Raw genomic sequence first — 17,776 nt, forward strand, 5'->3', positions numbered from 1 at the left:
TAACAGACATCAAACAAAGCAGCATCTGCTGTTGATTTGGCGATGTGCAGAATGCTATAAATCCAGCATCTATTTAACCGGAGGCACTATCCGTCCACTGATGAGAAGCAACAATGTGGATGTGTTGTAAATTTTATGAGCAGAATGTTCATGTCAAACCCCCTGCATTCCCCCTCTTGCCTTTCTGGCTGGAACGCCGCCGATCAGCACTGGCGTAACGCCCTGTAGTCCCCTCACCACTTCGAACTGTTCTGAGTCTGCCCGCACGTTGTGCGTTGTTGCAGGTCGTCATTTATCGTTGCTGGAGAGCACCCATGCGCGCCTGGGTTTTATTATCACTCGCTATTGTTACTGAAATTATTGGTACCCTTTTTATGAAATGGTCCAGCCTCAATGGCAGCCATTCCGGCTACCTGATGATGCTGGGCATGATTGCCTGTTCTTATATTCTGCTGAGTTTCGCCATTAAACGTATCGCCCTGGGCGTGGCTTATGCGCTGTGGGAAGGTATCGGCATCATGCTGATTACGTTATTCAGCGTGCAGCTGTTTGGTGAAACGCTGTCAGCGCTGAAGGTCTGTGGGCTGGTGACGCTGATTGTCGGAATTGTGTTGATCAAAACCGGCACCCAATCATCAGCGGAGATTAATCATGCTCATCGCTGATCTTGTTCATGCGTCCTGGCTGGCGCTGGCTATCGTGCTGGAGATTGCCGCTAACATATTCCTTAAATATTCTGATGGGTTTAAGAAACCGCTGTACGGTCTGCTTTCACTTTGCTGTGTCCTGCTCGCATTCAGCGCACTCGCTCAGGCGGTCAAAGGTATCGATCTGTCGATCGCCTATGCGGTCTGGGGCGGTTTCGGGATTATCGCCACTGTCGCGGCCGGATGGGTGTTGTTTGGCCAGCGGCTGAACCGCAAAGGCTGGGCCGGCCTGACCCTGCTGCTGGCCGGTATGATCCTGTTAAAACTGGCCTGATCGGCCATCTCAATCAGTAATATTGATTAAGGGTGTGCCACTGCACGCCCTTAACTTCCTGTGCTTTCCCGCCCTGTTTCGGTTGATTTTTCCCTCTTACCTGTGCTCGGAATCTTCTTACTTTTGTAAAGGCCCGTTTACATATCTGTTGCCTTGAGGCTTAGTGAGCGCCGAAGGTCGGATAAAAACGAGGAATAGTTATGTCTGCAACACGAGGTTGGTCTACGGAGCTGGAGGGATTACGCGGCATCGCTTCTCTCTGGGTATTAGTTGGCCATATCAGCTTACTGGTTCATTGCCACATCACGCTTATTTCATCCCCTGGCATTGGGGTCGATCTGTTTATTCTGTTATCGGGTTATCTGATGGCGAAAAACTACGTCGAGCGTCAGCAGAAAGAGCCGTGGCAGAGCACAGAGACCATTAAGAAGTTCTGGATCCGGCGCTTCTTCCGCATCGCCCCGCTCTACTATCTTCTGTTAATCATCGCCCTGTTTTATGGCCCGTGGTTCGGCGAGATGCGTGACACCATTGCTCATTTCTATTCCGGCACCGCCACAGAGTCGTCGCGTTACAACGACCAGTCGCTGGCAAACATCCTGACCCACTTCAGTTTCCTGTTCGGCCTGCTGCCCGAATATGGTTTTAATACCGTGCTGCCTGACTGGAGCATCGGGCTGGAGATGCAGTTCTATCTGCTGTTCCCGTTCATCATGCTGGTGACGCTGCGCTTTGGTTATGCCGCCTCGCTGATTGGCATCATGGCGCTCTGCTGCGCAGGCCGATATGTGCTGGCAGATTATTATGAGGCGTTTGAGATGCCTTCAATGATCCTGATAAAGCTGAATATGTTCCTGTCGGGCATGCTGCTGGCCGAGGCGATCCGCCGTAAATCCCTGCTCTACGTCGCTTTTGCGCTGCTCGGCCCGGTCGCCAGCGTGGCGATGGGCCTGGGCGCGATTAAGCTGCAGGTGATTATGGAGGCGCTGATGATCGTCGGTATGACGGCGATTCTGTGGCAATACCCGCCGGGCAGCCTGATGGCAACGCTGATCGCTCTACCGCGTAAGCTGCTGAACAACCGTCTCAGCACCTGGCTGGGCGACGTGTCGTTTTCTGTCTACCTGCTGCATCTGCTGATTGTAATCCCGCTGATCGCACTGCTGCTCAATCACACCGACATTGAGTTTAAGAGCGACATGATGCGTTTCCTGATTGTCTGCGTCTCTGCCATCCCGGTGACCTATGCGCTGGCCTCTTTACTCTATAAGTATGTTGAGAAGCCCGGCATTCAGATTGGTAAGCGCGTGCTGAAGCCGAAGCTGGCCGATCAGACCAGCTGAGTTTTTAAGGCAGGCCCTTCTGTTTTTAAAAGCCCCCGAGTTCGGGGTTTTTTTTTGCCAGGAAAAGCGCAATTGGCTGTGATAACGAGCCTGCTCAGGCATTGATTAAGCCCGTCGCCAGCACACCCGCTGAGGTGAACTACACTTTGCCGGTTAGCAATCTGACTCAGAGGAGAGAACATGAGCATTCAGCATCTGCTGCTATCCACCGACGGTGGCGCAGTGATCATTGAAGCAGAACAACTCGAAAGTGAGCTGGTTATCCCGCCCCACCTGCAGACCCTGACCGGCGGTGAAGCTGACAGCGATACCGGCCATCGGGTGGCGGTAACAAAGCACTACTGCAAGGGACGCTACTATGCGGTTGCCCTTGATCGCCATGCGGCCAGCAATGAAATTGATGACGTGATCGACCTGCTGCATCCGGCCCCGCTTGATTAGTCTTGTCGGACAGAACCCGTACATGTTCCGCTGAACTGCTGGCGGAAAAACTCAGTATTGCCGGTGCGCGGCATTTACCTATTCAGAAGAGGATAAGCATCATGCAAAAGAAGAAGTGGTTTGTTTCTTACGTGATTAAGCCTGAAGGTGAAAATCATGTCACAACTCACGCTTTTATCGAGGGCGACGATGTCGAGGAGGCGCTGGAAGCCTTTATGTTCGAAACCAAAAAAAGCCTGTCGCTGGAAACCGAAGAGCTGACTCTGCTTTCGGTGAGCCTGGTGTAAACTCTGATTAACCTCGCAATTGCGGGGTTTTTTATGTCCTGTATCAGGATCGGTTATCTATTTATATTATTTATAATTTCCCTGGTGTGGCACTCAGTTACTTACTGGGATACGGCCAGGCGTGATCAACGCCAGTTGATGACAGCAGACCGGTAACCGCCAGATAAGCCAGTATCAGGACAAACAGCACAATCGCTGCAATTTCAATGGATTTGAGTAAGTGATTCTTAGCCATAAATAACCCTCCTTCAGATGTGTGTAATCAGACTTCACCCCATAAACTATAATGTTACCGGTAAAGTTCAAGTGAAAATCACATCATGAAACATAAAGCCGCGCTTATTAATGCTTTAACGGAATGTGCTCTTACGCATTCAGAGGGAGGAAACTGGCCTTACAGGCATAAAAAAGCCCGCACGGCGCGGGCTTCTGCGATTATCAGCACGGATTATTCAGCAGACTGACCGCTAAAGTCGATTACCATCCTGCCGCGGATCTTGCCCTGAATCATCTCATCGAAGATGGCATTGACCTCACCAATCTTCCTTTTGGTCACCTTCGGCACCACTTTCCCTTCTGCCGCAAACTGGAAAGCTTCCGCCAGATCGTTACGCGTCCCGACCAGCGATCCCACCACCTGAATGCCATCGAGCACCAGACGCGGAATATTCAGGCTCATCGCTTCCGGCGGCAGTCCGACAGCCACCACCCGACCACCGGCCCTGACCGCATCGACCGCAGAGTTAAATGCTGCTTTGGCAACCGCCGTTACCACAGCCGCATGCGCGCCACCGGTTTGTTCCTGAATAAAGCGAGCCGCATCTTCGCTGGCAGAGTTTACGACCAGGTCGGCACCCATCTCTTTCGCCAGTGCCAGTTGCCCATCGCTCACATCAACCGCGATCACTTTGGCGTTAAAAACATTTTTCGCATACTGCAGGGCGAGATTTCCCAGCCCGCCAAGACCGTAAATCGCCAGCCACTGACCCGGTTTTACCTCGGACACTTTCACCGCTTTATAGGTGGTGACACCAGCGCAGGTGACACTACTGGCGGCGTAAGGATCAAGCCCGTCGGGGACTTTGACCGAATAGTCTGCAACGACGATACACTCTTCAGCCATGCCGCCATCGACGGTATAACCGGCATTAACGACCTCTCTGCAGAGCGTTTCGTTACCGGAGTTACAGTATTGGCAGTGACCGCAGCCCTTAAAGAACCATGCCACGCTGGCACGATCGCCTGGCTTGAGTGAGGTCACATCTGGCGCGACTTCCTCAACAATACCGATACCTTCATGGCCCAGCGTCACGCCGGTTTTATCACCGAAATCACCGTTCTTCACATGCAGATCGGTATGGCATACGCCACAGCATTCCATCCTGAGCCGTGCTTCGCCCGTTTTGAGAGGACGCAGCGTCTTCTCAACCACTTCAACCTTGTGTTCACTGTTAGCAATTGCCGCTTTCATAAACGATGCTCCTTTTGATTGAAGCTTTAAGGATAAGCCAAACCGCGGTGATGACAAGATGACAGGTAAGCTTTGGGTGCGAGGCTGGCAGGGTTGTTTCTGCTTTTGCAGAGTGGAGTGGGTTTTTGGGATGGAGACCGGGCACCTTAAGCTAATAGGGTTATTTTGCGTTCGCTTTTCCACTCAAATTTTAAGCTCACTAATATGTCAGGATTTTATCAATACCATCGGTTAAATTTAATATACACATAAGAAACTACGATAACCCATGCAAAACTAAGGAGTGCTGCATACTGCGGAACAAAGCAGATGAAGATATACACGCCAGCCACAATAACTGCAGCAGGTAATAAATAGAAAAAAGACTGAATCAGCCATAAAATAGCACGCTTCATTTTTTCAGAATCTCATATAAAGCATCAGCAATTTTCCCTTCGCTGTTAGACATAGCCTGCACCCAATATTTTTTGATGTTTACCTTCAATTTCAACAACCTATATGAATTAAAGATTTCATAAGTAAACATCCTGTAATGCAGCCATAGAGCACCCCATAACTTATATTTACTTTTTTCACAAATCAACCTATTGGTTTCGCAATAACTAAATATCTGTAATGAGGCGCGTTGACCTTTATATATTGACAGACTCTTTGCTTTTTCTTCTCGCTGGCAAATCCTGCCATAGTAGCAATGATGAGATGAACGTTAGTAAAACTGCATTCAAAGCATGCATCAAGTGATCCGCCATTGCGATGATAGCTACTGTGGGCAGAGGGACAAGATGCATAGATCATGCAGCGTTCAACGACCCGAGCGTGGGCATCGTGATCGTTTGATACCAGCGGAGCAACAACTATGGATTTGAGAGTCGCAAAATGCATCAGATAGCGCCAGCCAGTATCTGGCAGTGACCGGAATTGATGTGATACAGTTTTGACCATTACAGTACCCATTTAAGGGAATGGTATGGATACAACGGAGCAGTTTAACGGAACTTACTTCTATGGCGGGCTTACTAACCTTTCCGCAGGAGAGCTTTATTTCTGGATAATGATTGATGTGACTGCAGAGCACTTCAGCGGTACAAAGGATATCATCGCTCTGGTTGCGATTTACTTGGGACAAAATACGGTTGACGTATCCGGTAAGCTAAACGGAGCATGGAAAGGCACCTCTTATGCTTCGGTCTATTCTCGAAAGCTGTTACGGGATTACCGTCTTCCATTCAGATTACCCACGTGGATACAGAACCCTAAAAATCCTCTTCAAATTAAGATGTTAATGACTCACAAGCTGGGGACGTTCGTCGGTCGTACAATCCCGGTTTTAGGCTGGGTAATTATGGCCGCTGATGTGGCAGAAATTGGCTGGAAAACTACGGTAAAATATAACCTTATTGCTCATAAGGACGACAAGATATGGTAAGTAAGGATATAGAGAAAGCTGTATTTGCGCTGGTTGAAGATTATAACGGCAGAAGTTTATTTACGTTAAGACGTTATAAGCTTGAGCTGGATACGGATCTGAACAATGACTTTCGCATGGATCCTCTTGACGCGTATGAATTGCTAGAGCGGTATGCTGAAACATTTGGCATTAATCCCGGCACTATCACGTTTGCCGAATATTTCCCGGAAGATTTCAACGCACCGCACGACCCGCTGACTATTCGTCTGTTAATTGAGTCTGCACAGGCCGGACGCTGGTTGGGTAAATAATTAACGCCCGCAAATGCAGGCGTCTATATCTTCGGTTTGTTGCGGCAACTTCCAGAGGACAAGGGTGGAAAACGTGCCGTTGATTTGGGTTTTGAATTTAAGGACGCGTGCGCGTCCTCTCAGAGTTCTGTCGATAACTGTATGGAGCGAACAGGCTCTGAAGCTGCTATCAATTTCTCTAAGCCCCCTACTCACGCCGAGCGTAGAAGGATTTTTAAACGATTAAGAGGAATGTCACCGCTACAACAGTTGGTGCCGGACAAATATCACTCTGAACTTTCAGTTAAAACTTTTCAATGGCTAAATGTTTAATTCTGCCATTGAATCATTTCATCCAGCCTCTTCAGAATGTCGGGGAAATAGCTTTCATCAAGGCCAAAGCTGCCTTTAACCTGAACGCTGTCGGCATGGGGTTCCGGTCGGAGGATAAAATCAATAGTTACGCTATCAATAGTATTTTCATTTGTCAGTATCATATCAAGCTGATGAATATCGCTCTGATATTTAAACGACTTTAACTTTTTCTGAGCAATTATCGCCTGATGAAAAGCTGAAAATTCTTTCTTCAACATTTTCAACTCTCCAACAGTGAACTTAGTCTTAAACGCCACCTTCAGACCGATTACCGAGAATTCGATCCAGGACTGTATCCAATCCCAGTGATGGTTAACCGGATCGGCTTCGTTATCGACAACCCGTTCAAAAGGCGACACCGCAAAAACGAATTCTTCATCTCTGATATCAAACATATGTACGTTCCTGTCGGTTAATCAAAAATACTTAAAATGAGTTATCGTCCAATCTGATACCCTTACCACAACCTCAAGAGTGTACTTCTTATACTCAGTGATATTTTTCTTACGGTGTAATTTATACATTTCCGTTTCATAACGATACATACCCTCTCCGTTGCGAGGATCGGCCATGCGTCTGCCATAGCGGATAGCTCTTTCCTGAATATGTAACGGAACATAGCGACCCGGCTCATACATGTGCCTCGCCGCTGTTTCGGTCATTTTCAGGTTACACGCCGATAAACCCGTTTTTAACCTGGCACGCAGGAACATTATTGTTGCCTGGCTGAGTCTGGCACTTATAGCAGCTCGTGTACCAGCCTCCAATAATGCGCGGCCAGCGCGGAAAATTCGAAATACACCAAACGCAAGAAGCGCTATGTCTGTAGGATCAATCAGTGGCGTTTCGAGAGGTGCCTCTTCAAGTCGAACAAAATGCCCCTGCACATCGTATATCTGCCACAGACCGGGAGCCTGAGCCACAGAATAACCAATGCACATGCCGCTGGACTCATCCAGCACCGGCTGTGCGTTTCGTGGCAGCACACGTGGTCTCAATTCAAAAAATACGTTGCCCGAAAGTGGTGACTGAAATGTGTAATATCTGCCAGGTTCTGTGATTGCATTCCCTGCATTCATTATCGTTCCCTCATTTTCATGTGACTTTATAGAGTGCCACAGGATAGTAGAGCGGTCATTACCGAGTACTGCAACGCCGTTCACTCAGCAAACTTCTCTCGCACGGGCTGCACAGCCTATACCTGATGCTCCTGGCAGGGCTTCAACCATGAGTAAAACAGCTGGCAGATTATCGCCACGGTGTCCCTTTCATAGAGAGGTAATAAAGCAGGATTGTAACTTATATGAATAGGAAAAAGGGCAATGACATAATGGAATGGCGTCTTGCAGAAGAGTGGAGAAGAACACAACGGAAAAAGACTAAGTTATTGATTGAAAATCATTAACTGATGGGCGGCATCTGACAAAAAAAGACCGAATACGATTCCTATATTCGGTCCAGGGAAATGGCTCTCAAGGAGCCGTGCGCTAAAAGTTGGCATTTATGAAGGCGATGTCGCCTTGCCATTTAACATTAGAACAGCGCGGTGGAATTGCCAGCAAACGGGAGGCGCAGGACCATAAACCGGATCAGTTTGTGATCGCAACGGCAAAAAAGAGGGGTTGGGCGCAGCGCGGTGCTGCACCCGACAGGTTTATTTACCGCACAGCGCCTGGGTGCGCTCAACAATCGGCTGCAGACTCATCATCTGGCCCGGATGCGCTTTATCTTCAACCTGAATCACGCTGATCGGCTGCGCTTTCACCTGTTTGTTTTTGAACAGTGTGTCGGCGATATCGTTCAGGGGGTATGTCATCAGCGTGCTCGGGTTGATGGCAAACATCGCACCATCTTTCTCACAGGTCAGCATCACCTCTTCACGGTTAAACGGCCACTTCTCTTTACCGATCTCAAAGCGGCTGACGGTAATGATTTGTGCCGCCAGCGCCTGGCCGCATACGGATAACAACAGGATTGCGGGGATCACTTTCTTCAGCAACATAACTACCCTTTTCTCTCTTAAACCACATTCAGGCTGGCGACAGCGTGGCAAATACGCTGACCAGCCCAACCACTCCGCACGCCAGCAGCAGTTCAAGCTGCGTCATGCGAATAAATTTTTGCTGCGTCCCGCTGCCCGCCAGGCGGAATCGCGGTACCAGCCAGTATCGGTTAATCAGCGCTACCAGCACCATCAGGGCAACCAGCAGCACTTTACACAGCAACAATACAATGTAGCGTGAATCGTGCCACGTCAGCGGCCAGCCCGCGATCATCACGCTGTTTATCAGGCCACTCAGCAGCGTTAACGCCACCGCCAGATGGCCATAGCGCGAAAAGCGCATCATGGTGCGGATAGCGTCGGTGCGGCGATCGATCTGGCGCGCCTCCCGCATCAACAGCAACAGAGGCAATAATCCGCCCGTCCAGAACGCCGCGGCAATCAGATGCAGTGCATGATTGAGCTGCTGAAACAATCCCGGCCAGCCATCGCGCATCGCGGCATGACCAATCAGAGCCATGCAGGCCAGTTGCAGCACGCCCGCCAGCAGTAACAACTGATGACGCAGCCGTCCGGTCAGAAACAAACCGGCAACGGCCAGCAGGCTAAACAGGATTTCCCACAGCCACACGCCACCGAAGTGCGTGCCAATCACCGCCAGCCAGATATCGACATCAGCCAGATTGGCGCTGTCGCCGCTCATCAATACATTCTGGCAGGCCAGCATCGCCAGCGCACTCAGCAGCGCCAGCCAGGCGCTCCCTTTCACCAGCGGGTTTAATCTTAGCGCCAGTAGTGGTCGATAGCGTCCGGGTGCCAGCAGCGCACTGTAACAGGCGCTGCCGGTCAGCAGCATCACGGCGGCAAAATGCAGCGCGCGCAACAGGATCCAGAGGGTGGCCACCGGCGTTACTTCACGCTAAAGCGATAGCTTCCTGCGGTTTTATGTCCATCCACCGACAGCACATGCCAGTTAACCTGATAGCTGCCCGCTTGCAGCGGCTGAGACAGGCCCACAATCAGCCGGTTTTTCTGGCCAGATTCAACGCGGGCTTTAGCGGTGGCGACGGGCTTCTGTGCACTATCCAGCAGCGTGACGCCGCTGAATGCCGCTTCAATATCTTCACTGAAGTTCAGCGTCAGCGCATCGGTGGATGTCATTACCTGCGCTTTGGCCGCCGGGATAGAAGACTGGAGATGCGCATGCGCCGCTGCCAGCGAACTGAATGTCATCAGTCCGGCTGCCGCCAGCGCAATAACCATGCGGGAAATCAGTTTTTTATGCATAAGATCATCCTTTTAACCGCCGCCAGGGCGATAAACGTGGCAAAAGGATACGCTGCTGTATTTGCACTGTCGAGGCCAGCGATGCGATCCTTTATCCTTGATTCAGACCGCCGAAAACATTACTTTTGCCCGCTATCGTCAGGAGAATATTATGAGCCATAACCTTGCCCTGCTGTCCCAGGAAGAGAAAGACAAGATTAATGTCGATTTGGCGGCAGCGGGTGTGGCGTTTAAAGAGCGCTATAACATGCCGATTGTCGCCGAAATGGTGGCGCAGGAGCAGCCCGAAGCGCTGCGTGACTGGTTTCGTCAGCGTCTGATGCACTACCGCCAGGCGTCGCTCAGCCTGTCGCGCCTTCCTTATGAACCGAAGATGAAGCAATGATATTTCGCGTTATTGATACCGAAACCTGCGGTCTGCAGGGTGGCGTAGTCGAAGTGGCGTCCGTGGATGTGGTCAACGGTCAGATTGTGAATCCGATGAGCGATCTCACCCTGCCCGACCGCCCTATCAGCCGTCAGGCGATGGCCGTGCATCGCATCACCGACGCGATGGTCGCCGGTAAGCCGACCATTGAAGAGGCGATCCCACGCTATCACGGCAGTGCTTTTTACGTGGCGCACAACGCCAGTTTTGATCGCCGGATGCTGCCGGAGATGTACGGAGAGTGGATCTGCACTATGCAGCTGGCGCGTCAGCTCTGGCCAGGTATTAAATATGGCAACCAGGCACTGCGTCATTCGCTTAAGCTGGATGTCACGCCGCCCGCCGACCTGCATGCACACCGCGCGCTCTATGACTGCTATGTTACGGCAGCACTGCTGATTCGTATTATGGAGATCTCCGGCTGGAGTGCCTCCGAGATGATTGTGCGGTCACAACCGGCGGCCCAGCGCGACGACGTTCTGCCGTTTGGCAAATACCGCGGCCAGGCGATCGCGGTGGTTGCGCGCAAGGATCCGGGCTATCTGAAGTGGATGCTGGATAACGTCAGCGATCTGCGCCCGCCATTGCGGCAGGCGCTGCGTAAGTACCTGACCGAATCTCAGTAATCCTGGGCTGGCGGTAAGGTGCCCTGCGCCAGTCCCAGCAGGAAGGTGTATTCCATCGCGATCCCTTCATAGGCTTTGTAGCGCCCCGACTTGCCGCCGTGACCCGCATCCATGTCGGTGCAGAGCAGCAGCAGGTTATTGTCGGTTTTCATCGATCTCAGCTTCGCCACCCACTTGGCTGGTTCCCAGTACTGCACCTGCGAATCATGCAGGCCGGTGGTGACCAGCAGGTGGGGATAGGCTTTCGCCTCGATGTTGTCATAAGGGCTGTACTGGCGGATATAGCGATAGTACTCCGGATCGTTGGGGTTGCCCCACTCGTCATACTCGCCGGTGGTCAGCGGAATCGACTCATCCAGCATCGTGGTGACCACATCCACAAACGGCACCTGGGCAACCACGCCGTGGAACCGCTGCGGTGCCAGGTTAATCACCCCGCCCATGAGTAAGCCACCCGCGCTGCCACCCATGGCATAGAGTCGTTCCGGGTGTCCGATGCCACGCGCCACCAGCGCGTTAGTGACATCGATAAAATCGGTGAAGCTGTTCATTTTGTTCAGCAGGCGACCGCCGTCATACCATTGCTGCCCCAGCTCACCGCCGCCGCGCACCTGTATCAGCGCATAGACAAATCCGCGATCCAGCAGGCTCAGGCGGCTGACGCTGAAATCGGCATCCATACTGCTGCCGTAGGCACCGTAGCCATACACCAGCATCGGATTCTGACCGGGCTGATAGTGTTTGCGGTGATAGACCAGCGATACCGGCACTTCGGTGCCATCGCTGACTTTGATCCAGTGGTGCTCGCTTTTGTAATCTTCCGCGTTAAAGCCTTTCACCGCGCTCTGCTTGAGGATGCGGCGTTCGCCGGTATCCATATCCAGTTCAAACAGCGTGGTCGGCGTGGTCATCGACGAATAGCCGTAGCGCAGTTTGCTGGTGCGCGGCGTCGGATTGTAGGCCAGCCAGGTCACATAGGTCGGATCGTCAAAGGCGATGCCGCTGGTTTCACCGCTGGCCCAGTTGATCTGCCGCAGGCTGGTTAGGCCGCGCTGGCGCTCCTCGACCACCAGCCAGTCCCGAAACAGCTGAAAATCTTCCATCACTACCTGTTCACGTGCCGGGATCAGGGTTTCCCAGCGTGACTCGTCCAGATAGCGGCTGCGGTAAAGCCCGAAGTTCTCGCCTTCCCGGTTGGATCGAATGAAGAACTGATGATCGTAGTGGTCGATGCTGTACTCATGATCGCGGCGGCGCGGCAGAAACACATGCGGCTGCGCGTCGGGGAAGTTCGCATCAATCAGCTGAATTTCGCTGGTGTTGGTGCTGTAGAGCGCAATCATGATGAACTGCTTGGAGGTGGTCTTATGTACGCTGAGATGATATGTGTCATCCTGCTCTTCATAGACCAGCTGATCGTCGAACTGCGGCGTACCCAGTTCGTGTCGCCACACCTGATAAGAAAGCAGCGTCTGCGGGTGTTTTCGCACATAGTAGAGGGTGCGCGAATCATTACCCCACGCGAAGCTGGAAGAGGCGTTGCTCAGCACTTCAGGGTACCAGCTGCCACTCTTCAGGTTACGGAAGCGGATGCCATATTGCCGGCGAGACAGGAAATCTTCAGCCAGCGCCATGACCCGGTTATCCGGACTGATATGCAGCGCGCCCATGGTATAAAAATCACTGTGCGAGGCGCGCTGGTTGGCATCCAGCAGCAGGCTCCACTCGCCAGACTCATCGCTCGCGGCGGGCTGGCGGTAATAGGCCGGGTATTCGTTACCGCTCTTGTAACGGCTCTGATAACGGTAGCCATTTTTCACATAGGGCACTGAGTGATCTTCAGGCGGCAGCCGATCGATAATCTCTTTTAATACCCGGTCCTGCAGTGGCTGTTGTGACGACATGATTTTTTTGCCGTAGTTGTTTTCGGCACGCAGGTAATCAAGGACCTCGCTGTTTTCGCGCTTGTCGTCGCGCAGCCAGTAGTAGTCGTCAACGCGCGTCTCGCCGTGCAGCGTCATCTCGTGGGGTATTTTTTTTGCGATGGGTGCTTTCATCCATCCGTCTCCGTGAACGTAATGATCTGTAAGCGTAACACTTCAGCAGCGGGAAGCCAGGTATAGGTTGAGAAGCAGTCGCTGGCGGATCACATCCTGTGACCCGCCAGCGGAATATCAGAGGGATTAACTGGCGGGTAAACGGGCTTTCTCAGCCTCAAGATCCTGCTGGATGCCGTCGCGGACATCCTGGGGGATTTTCAGCGCGTCGCCCAGCGCGGAGAGATAGCTGCGCTCCATGAAGTGATCAACGTCGATAGCGGCACAGCTCAGGAAGTAGAGCTCCAGCGCCTCCTCCTCGTTTTTCACATCGGCGGCCAGCCACTGCGGATCCAGCGGGCGGTTCATCGCTTTCTGGATCAGCTGTTCCGCTTCCTGACCATAGCCAGACTGATGAATATTCTGCTCAATCGCTGCCCGTTCCTGATCGTCAATGTGCCCGTCGCTTTTGGCGGCAAACACCAGCGCCGTCACCAGACGTTCGGCCCGCAGGTTAACCGGCGTTTGCGCCACGCCAAAGTCAGGTTCATTCTGGTGTGCTTCGCTGACCCGCTGCTTGTATTTGTTCCATAGCACCGCGCCCGCAGCCGCACCGCCACCGATAATCAGCGCCTTGCCGCCATATTTAGTCAGCAGTTTGCGCGACGATTTACTGGCAATCAGCATACCGGCCAGGCCGCCCAGCGCACCCGGCGCCAGCATGTCGCTTAAGCCGCCACCCGATTTGCCCTCACCGCCCTTCTTCGTCAGTACCGACTGAATTTGTTGCAACCAGTTATTCATCATCCACTCCTTTTAAGATGTCAGTCCGCTATCCTGACGAAAAGGATGTCAGGAAACGTCAGAGCGGGAAAAGTAAGGCAAAAGGTCGTGTCAGATGGACGAAAGATGAGAACGCAAACGTTTTCGTTTATACTTGCGCGCGAATTTTGACTGCTTAGGTGAATGTATGACGACTCTCGGAACAGCGCTGCGTCCGGCAGCAACGCGTGTGATGCTATTGGGTTCAGGTGAACTGGGTAAAGAGGTGGCGCTGGAGTGTCAGCGTCTGGGTGTGGAAGTCATCGCGGTTGATCGTTACGCCGATGCCCCGGCGATGCACGTCGCCCATCGCAGCCATGTGATTAACATGCTGGATGGCGCGGCACTGGCTGCGCTAATCGCTGAAGAGAAGCCTGATTTTGTCGTACCGGAAATCGAAGCCATCGCCACGGAGACCCTGGTTGAGCTGGAGCAGCAAGGCCAGCGCGTGGTGCCGACTGCCCGTGCCGCGCGGCTGACCATGAACCGCGAAGGCATTCGGCGGCTGGCGGCTGAAGAGCTCTCTCTGCCGACCTCCCGCTATCGCTTTGCCGACAGCAAGGCGCGCTTTGATGAAGCGGCTACCGAAATCGGCTTTCCCTGCATTGTGAAGCCGGTAATGAGTTCATCCGGCAAAGGTCAGAGCTTTATCCGCGATGCCAGCCAGCTCGATAACGCCTGGGACTATGCGCAACAGGGGGGCCGCGCCGGTGCCGGACGCGTCATCGTCGAAGGCGTTGTCGACTTCGATTTCGAGATCACCCTGCTCACCATCAGCGCAGTCGATGGCATTCATTTCTGTGCGCCGATTGGTCACCGTCAGGAGGATGGCGATTACCGTGAATCCTGGCAGCCGCAGCAGATGAGTGATGTGGCGCTGCAGCGGGCGCAGGAGGTTGCCGCGCAGGTGGTTAAGGCGCTGGGAGGCTATGGTTTGTTTGGCGTTGAGCTGTTTGTCTGCGGTGATGAGGTGATATTCAGCGAAGTTTCGCCGCGTCCTCACGACACCGGCATGGTGACGCTGATTTCGCAGGATCTGTCAGAGTTTGCGCTGCACGTGCGGGCGTTTCTCAGTCTGCCGATTGGCGCGATTCGCCAGTATGGTCCGTCAGCGTCCGCCGTTATTCTGCCGCAACTCACCAGCCAGAATGTGCAGTTTGTGAATGTCGAAGCGGCGCTGGGTGCCGGTCTGCAACTGCGTCTGTTCGGCAAGCCGGAAATCAGCGGTCAGCGTCGTCTGGGCGTGGCGCTCGCCAGCGGTGACAGCACCGATCAGGCGATTGCGCGTGCCGTTGCCAGCGCAGCAGCAGTCACGGTTCAGGGGTAAACGTGTGCGGTGAGCAGACGCTCACCGCCATAACTTACTTCGCGCCTTCGACAGCTTCGCGTGCCAGGCGGGTGATGCGATCCCAGTCGCCCGCTTCCAGCGCGTCGTTGGGCACCAGCCAGGAGCCGCCGATGCACAGCACGCTTTTCAGCGCCAGATAGTCACGGTAGTTCGCCGGAGAGATGCCGCCGGTCGGGCAGAATCGCACCTGCGGGAAGGGTCCGCCAATCGCCTGCAGCGCTTTAACGCCGCCGTTCGCTTCTGCCGGGAAAAACTTGAACTCGCGCAGACCGTAGTCCATACCGGTCATTAGCTCAGAAACGGTGCTGATGCCGGGAATCAATGGCACCGGCCCTTCAACCGCCGCTTTCAGCAGCGACTCGGTGACGCCAGGACTGATCACAAACTGCGCACCGGCATCGGTCACTTCCTGTAACTGCTGCGGATTAATCACCGTTCCCGCACCAACGATCGCATCCGGCACTTCTTTGATCATCGCACGTAAGGCATCCATCGCCACTGGCGTGCGCAGCGTCACTTCCAGCACTCTGACACCGCCTGCCACCAGCGCTTTTGCCATCGGCACGGCGTGTTCCAGTTTGTTCACAACGATGACCGGCACCACAGGTCCGGTGGTCAGAATCTGTTCTGCACTCGTTTTCCAGTTTTTCATCAGTTCCCCTTGCTTGATAACACCGGGATTGCGACCCGGTCATGGAGCATCGGCTCCTGCCCTGTAAATTGCGTCACTACCATACATGATCAGCTTCCTGAGCGTCTATCATCCTGCGACCATTTTGAAACGGCAGTTCAATTTTATTCGTGTTGACTGGCCCGGTTTAAGGGCGAAAAAAAAGCCCGCGTTGCGGGCTTCATCATCACTTCCGTTATTCGAACTCGTTCCACGAACGGCCATCGCGGGTAATCATCGCCACTGAGGCCACCGGGCCCCAGGTGCCCGCCTGATACGGCTTGGAAGAGTCACCATCCGCAGCCCAGGCGTCGATAATGGAATCGACATAGGTCCATGCGGCTTCCACTTCATCGCGGCGCACAAACAGCGCCTGGATACCACGCATGCTCTCCAGCAGCAGACGCTCGTAAGCATCGGCAAGGTGCGACTGGTTAAAGGTCTCGGAGTAGCTCAGATCCAGCTTGGTGGTCTGCAGTTTGTGTTTGTGATCGAGGCCCGGCACTTTGTTCAGGATCTCGATATCCACCCCTTCGTCCGGCTGAAGACGAATCGTCAGCTTGTTCTGCGGCAGCTCGGAGTAGGAGTCTTTAAACAGGTTCATTTCCGGGTTTTTGAAGTAGACCACGACTTCTGAACACTTGGTCGGCAAACGCTTACCGGTGCGCAGGTAGAACGGCACGCCCGCCCAGCGCCAGTTGTCGATATCGACACGTATTGCCACGAAGGTCTCTGTGGCGCTCGACTTATTGGCACCCTCTTCTTCCAGGTAGCCCGGCACTTTTTTGCCCTGCACAAAGCCAGCGGTGTACTGGCCGCGAACGGTTTTCTCACGCACGTTGGTCTGATCAATGCGGCGCAGCGAGCGCAGCACTTTAACTTTTTCGTCACGGATGCTGTCGGCGCTGAGATCGGACGGCGGCGACATGGCGATCATGGTCAGAATCTGCAGCAGGTGGTTCTGGATCATGTCGCGCATCTGGCCCGCTTTATCGAAGTAACCCCAGCGGCCTTCGATACCCACTTCTTCGGCCACGGTAATCTGGACGTGGTCGATGGTGCGGTTATCCCAGTTATTCACGAAGATAGAGTTGGCAAAGCGCAGCGCCAGCAGGTTAAGCACCGTCTCTTTGCCGAGATAGTGGTCAATACGGAACACCTGGCTCTCATCAAAGTACTCACCAACGCTGTCGTTGATCTCCTGTGAGGTTTCCAGTGAGGTGCCCAGCGGCTTTTCCATCACTACGCGCGCCGGTTTAGCATTCAGCTTCGCGGTGCCCAGACCCTGGCAGATGGCGCCAAAGGTGCTGGGTGGCATGGCGAAGTAGTTGATGGTGGTGCGATTTTTCTGGTCCAGCATCTTGCCCAGTTTCGGGAAGTGCGTGGTGTCGTTGACATCGAGGTTGCAGAAGTCGAGACGATTGCTGAGTTTGTCCCACAGCGCTTCGTCAATCTTCTCCTTCATGAAGGTTTCCAGCGCTTCACGTACCACTTTGGTGTATTCCGCTTTATCCCACTCGGCACGGCCGACACCAATAATGCGGGTTTCCTCGTGGATCTGCCCCGCTTTCTCTAACTGGTACAGTGAAGGCAACAGTTTACGGCGTGCAAGATCGCCTTTGGCACCGAAAATCACCAGATCGCATGCCTGGGCTGTTTGTGTTACCGCCATTTTCCTCTCCTCGTTGCAGGATAGTCCGGTGGTGATGCATCCTCTGCCACCGGGTCCAGGTTATTATTTTCTTTGAGCACAATGTACTTTTTTCCCCGCGCCAGGTAAACCGACTCGCCGGGTTAACCGCATTAACTCTGTACCGGATGTACTAAGCGCGTGTGATGACACGTGCGGATTGCCGGTTTTTTCTGTGTCTGTTGGTGTCAGGAAAATCAGGCACCGGTCAAAGTATCCCAAAAAAAAGGGCAATCGACTTGTCCGCCGTTGCGCCTGGCAGGTGCTGACAC

The 17,776-nt window shown here is 53.2% G+C and carries 21 protein-coding genes; 10 read left to right on the top strand and 11 right to left on the bottom strand.

Annotated elements, in window-relative coordinates; genetic code table 11:
* Positions 1-314: 314 nt before the first annotated feature.
* The 5 genes from mdtJ to PAG01S_RS04425 all read left to right on the top strand — a co-directional run bounded on the left by mdtJ (position 315) and on the right by PAG01S_RS04425 (position 3,052).
* Positions 315-665: a multidrug/spermidine efflux SMR transporter subunit MdtJ gene (gene mdtJ, locus PAG01S_RS04405; RefSeq protein WP_062757815.1), complete on the top strand. Its 351-nt coding sequence runs from the start codon at positions 315-317 to the stop codon at positions 663-665.
* Positions 652-981 carry a multidrug/spermidine efflux SMR transporter subunit MdtI gene (gene mdtI, locus PAG01S_RS04410; RefSeq protein WP_010258739.1) on the top strand — a complete coding sequence of 110 codons (330 nt, stop codon included), beginning with the start codon at positions 652-654 and terminating at the stop codon, positions 979-981. Before mdtJ ends, mdtI begins: the two co-directional genes overlap by 14 nt.
* A gap of 200 nt (positions 982-1,181) precedes the next feature.
* Positions 1,182-2,324 carry an acyltransferase family protein gene (locus tag PAG01S_RS04415; RefSeq protein ID WP_062757817.1) on the top strand — a complete coding sequence of 381 codons (1,143 nt, stop codon included), beginning with the start codon at positions 1,182-1,184 and terminating at the stop codon, positions 2,322-2,324.
* Between the two features lie 180 nt (positions 2,325-2,504).
* Positions 2,505-2,765, top strand: a complete 261-nt coding sequence (locus PAG01S_RS04420) for a hypothetical protein (protein WP_010258727.1) — start codon at positions 2,505-2,507, stop codon at positions 2,763-2,765.
* Positions 2,766-2,866: 101 nt separating this feature from the next.
* Positions 2,867-3,052 (top strand): hypothetical protein, encoded by a 186-nt coding sequence (locus tag PAG01S_RS04425; RefSeq protein ID WP_062757819.1) that lies wholly within the window; start codon positions 2,867-2,869, stop codon positions 3,050-3,052.
* 97 nt (positions 3,053-3,149) lie between these two features.
* On the opposite strand, the gene PAG01S_RS22395 is transcribed toward PAG01S_RS04425, so the two are convergent.
* Positions 3,150-3,287, bottom strand: coding sequence for a hypothetical protein (locus PAG01S_RS22395; RefSeq protein WP_162849316.1), 138 nt, complete (start codon positions 3,285-3,287; stop codon positions 3,150-3,152).
* A gap of 213 nt (positions 3,288-3,500) precedes the next feature.
* On the bottom strand, positions 3,501-4,523 hold the full coding sequence (gene adhP, locus PAG01S_RS04430; RefSeq protein WP_010258714.1) for an alcohol dehydrogenase AdhP: 1,023 nt from the start codon (positions 4,521-4,523) through the stop codon (positions 3,501-3,503).
* Between the two features lie 967 nt (positions 4,524-5,490).
* Between adhP and PAG01S_RS04435 the strand changes: the two genes are divergently transcribed.
* Together PAG01S_RS04435 and PAG01S_RS04440 are read left to right on the top strand one after the other, a co-directional pair.
* Positions 5,491-5,949, top strand: coding sequence for an STM2901 family protein (locus tag PAG01S_RS04435; protein ID WP_062757821.1), 459 nt, complete (start codon positions 5,491-5,493; stop codon positions 5,947-5,949).
* Positions 5,943-6,242, top strand: a complete 300-nt coding sequence (locus PAG01S_RS04440; protein WP_062757823.1) for a DUF1493 family protein — start codon at positions 5,943-5,945, stop codon at positions 6,240-6,242. Before PAG01S_RS04435 ends, PAG01S_RS04440 begins: the two co-directional genes overlap by 7 nt.
* 308 nt (positions 6,243-6,550) lie before the next feature.
* Here PAG01S_RS04440 and PAG01S_RS04445 read toward each other — a convergent pair whose 3' ends face one another.
* The 5 genes from PAG01S_RS04445 to copC form a co-directional block, all read right to left on the bottom strand.
* Complete coding sequence (locus PAG01S_RS04445; protein WP_062757825.1) at positions 6,551-6,991, bottom strand: WapI family immunity protein; 441 nt, start codon at positions 6,989-6,991, stop codon at positions 6,551-6,553.
* Between the two features lie 21 nt (positions 6,992-7,012).
* A complete protein-coding gene (locus PAG01S_RS04450) occupies positions 7,013-7,675 on the bottom strand; it encodes a hypothetical protein (RefSeq protein WP_230873594.1) in 663 nt (220 codons plus the stop codon).
* Between the two features lie 575 nt (positions 7,676-8,250).
* Positions 8,251-8,598 carry a YebY family protein gene (locus tag PAG01S_RS04455; RefSeq protein ID WP_010258700.1) on the bottom strand — a complete coding sequence of 116 codons (348 nt, stop codon included), beginning with the start codon at positions 8,596-8,598 and terminating at the stop codon, positions 8,251-8,253.
* A gap of 28 nt (positions 8,599-8,626) precedes the next feature.
* A complete protein-coding gene (gene copD, locus PAG01S_RS04460) occupies positions 8,627-9,502 on the bottom strand; it encodes a copper homeostasis membrane protein CopD (protein WP_081114140.1) in 876 nt (291 codons plus the stop codon).
* Positions 9,503-9,507: 5 nt separating this feature from the next.
* Positions 9,508-9,885, bottom strand: coding sequence for a copper homeostasis periplasmic binding protein CopC (copC, locus tag PAG01S_RS04465; RefSeq protein ID WP_022625524.1), 378 nt, complete (start codon positions 9,883-9,885; stop codon positions 9,508-9,510).
* Positions 9,886-10,036: 151 nt separating this feature from the next.
* On the opposite strand from copC, the gene PAG01S_RS04470 reads away from it, so the two are divergent.
* Positions 10,037-10,270, top strand: coding sequence for a DNA polymerase III subunit theta (locus PAG01S_RS04470; protein ID WP_010258692.1), 234 nt, complete (start codon positions 10,037-10,039; stop codon positions 10,268-10,270).
* Positions 10,267-10,938: an exodeoxyribonuclease X gene (gene exoX / locus PAG01S_RS04475; protein ID WP_088234231.1), complete on the top strand. Its 672-nt coding sequence runs from the start codon at positions 10,267-10,269 to the stop codon at positions 10,936-10,938. Before PAG01S_RS04470 ends, exoX begins: the two co-directional genes overlap by 4 nt.
* On the opposite strand, the gene PAG01S_RS04480 is transcribed toward exoX, so the two are convergent.
* The gene (locus tag PAG01S_RS04480) at positions 10,932-12,995 is read right to left on the bottom strand and encodes a prolyl oligopeptidase family serine peptidase (protein WP_062757827.1); all 2,064 of its coding nucleotides are present in this window, start codon (positions 12,993-12,995) and stop codon (positions 10,932-10,934) included. The genes exoX and PAG01S_RS04480 overlap by 7 nt on opposite strands.
* A gap of 126 nt (positions 12,996-13,121) precedes the next feature.
* On the bottom strand, positions 13,122-13,778 hold the full coding sequence (locus PAG01S_RS04485) for a tellurite resistance TerB family protein (protein ID WP_010258682.1): 657 nt from the start codon (positions 13,776-13,778) through the stop codon (positions 13,122-13,124).
* Between the two features lie 166 nt (positions 13,779-13,944).
* Here PAG01S_RS04485 and purT point away from each other — a divergent pair, with 166 nt between their 5' ends.
* Entirely contained in the window at positions 13,945-15,123 is a 1,179-nt protein-coding gene (gene purT / locus PAG01S_RS04490; protein WP_062757829.1) for a formate-dependent phosphoribosylglycinamide formyltransferase, read from the top strand.
* A gap of 34 nt (positions 15,124-15,157) precedes the next feature.
* On the opposite strand, the gene PAG01S_RS04495 is transcribed toward purT, so the two are convergent.
* The gene (locus PAG01S_RS04495) at positions 15,158-15,796 is read right to left on the bottom strand and encodes a bifunctional 4-hydroxy-2-oxoglutarate aldolase/2-dehydro-3-deoxy-phosphogluconate aldolase (protein WP_010258674.1); all 639 of its coding nucleotides are present in this window, start codon (positions 15,794-15,796) and stop codon (positions 15,158-15,160) included.
* Between the two features lie 214 nt (positions 15,797-16,010).
* Positions 16,011-17,486, bottom strand: a complete 1,476-nt coding sequence (zwf, locus tag PAG01S_RS04500; protein WP_010258671.1) for a glucose-6-phosphate dehydrogenase — start codon at positions 17,484-17,486, stop codon at positions 16,011-16,013.
* Positions 17,487-17,776: the final 290 nt, after the last annotated feature.

The organism is Pantoea agglomerans NBRC 102470, from assembly GCF_001598475.1.
Lineage (GTDB): Bacteria > Pseudomonadota > Gammaproteobacteria > Enterobacterales > Enterobacteriaceae > Pantoea > Pantoea agglomerans.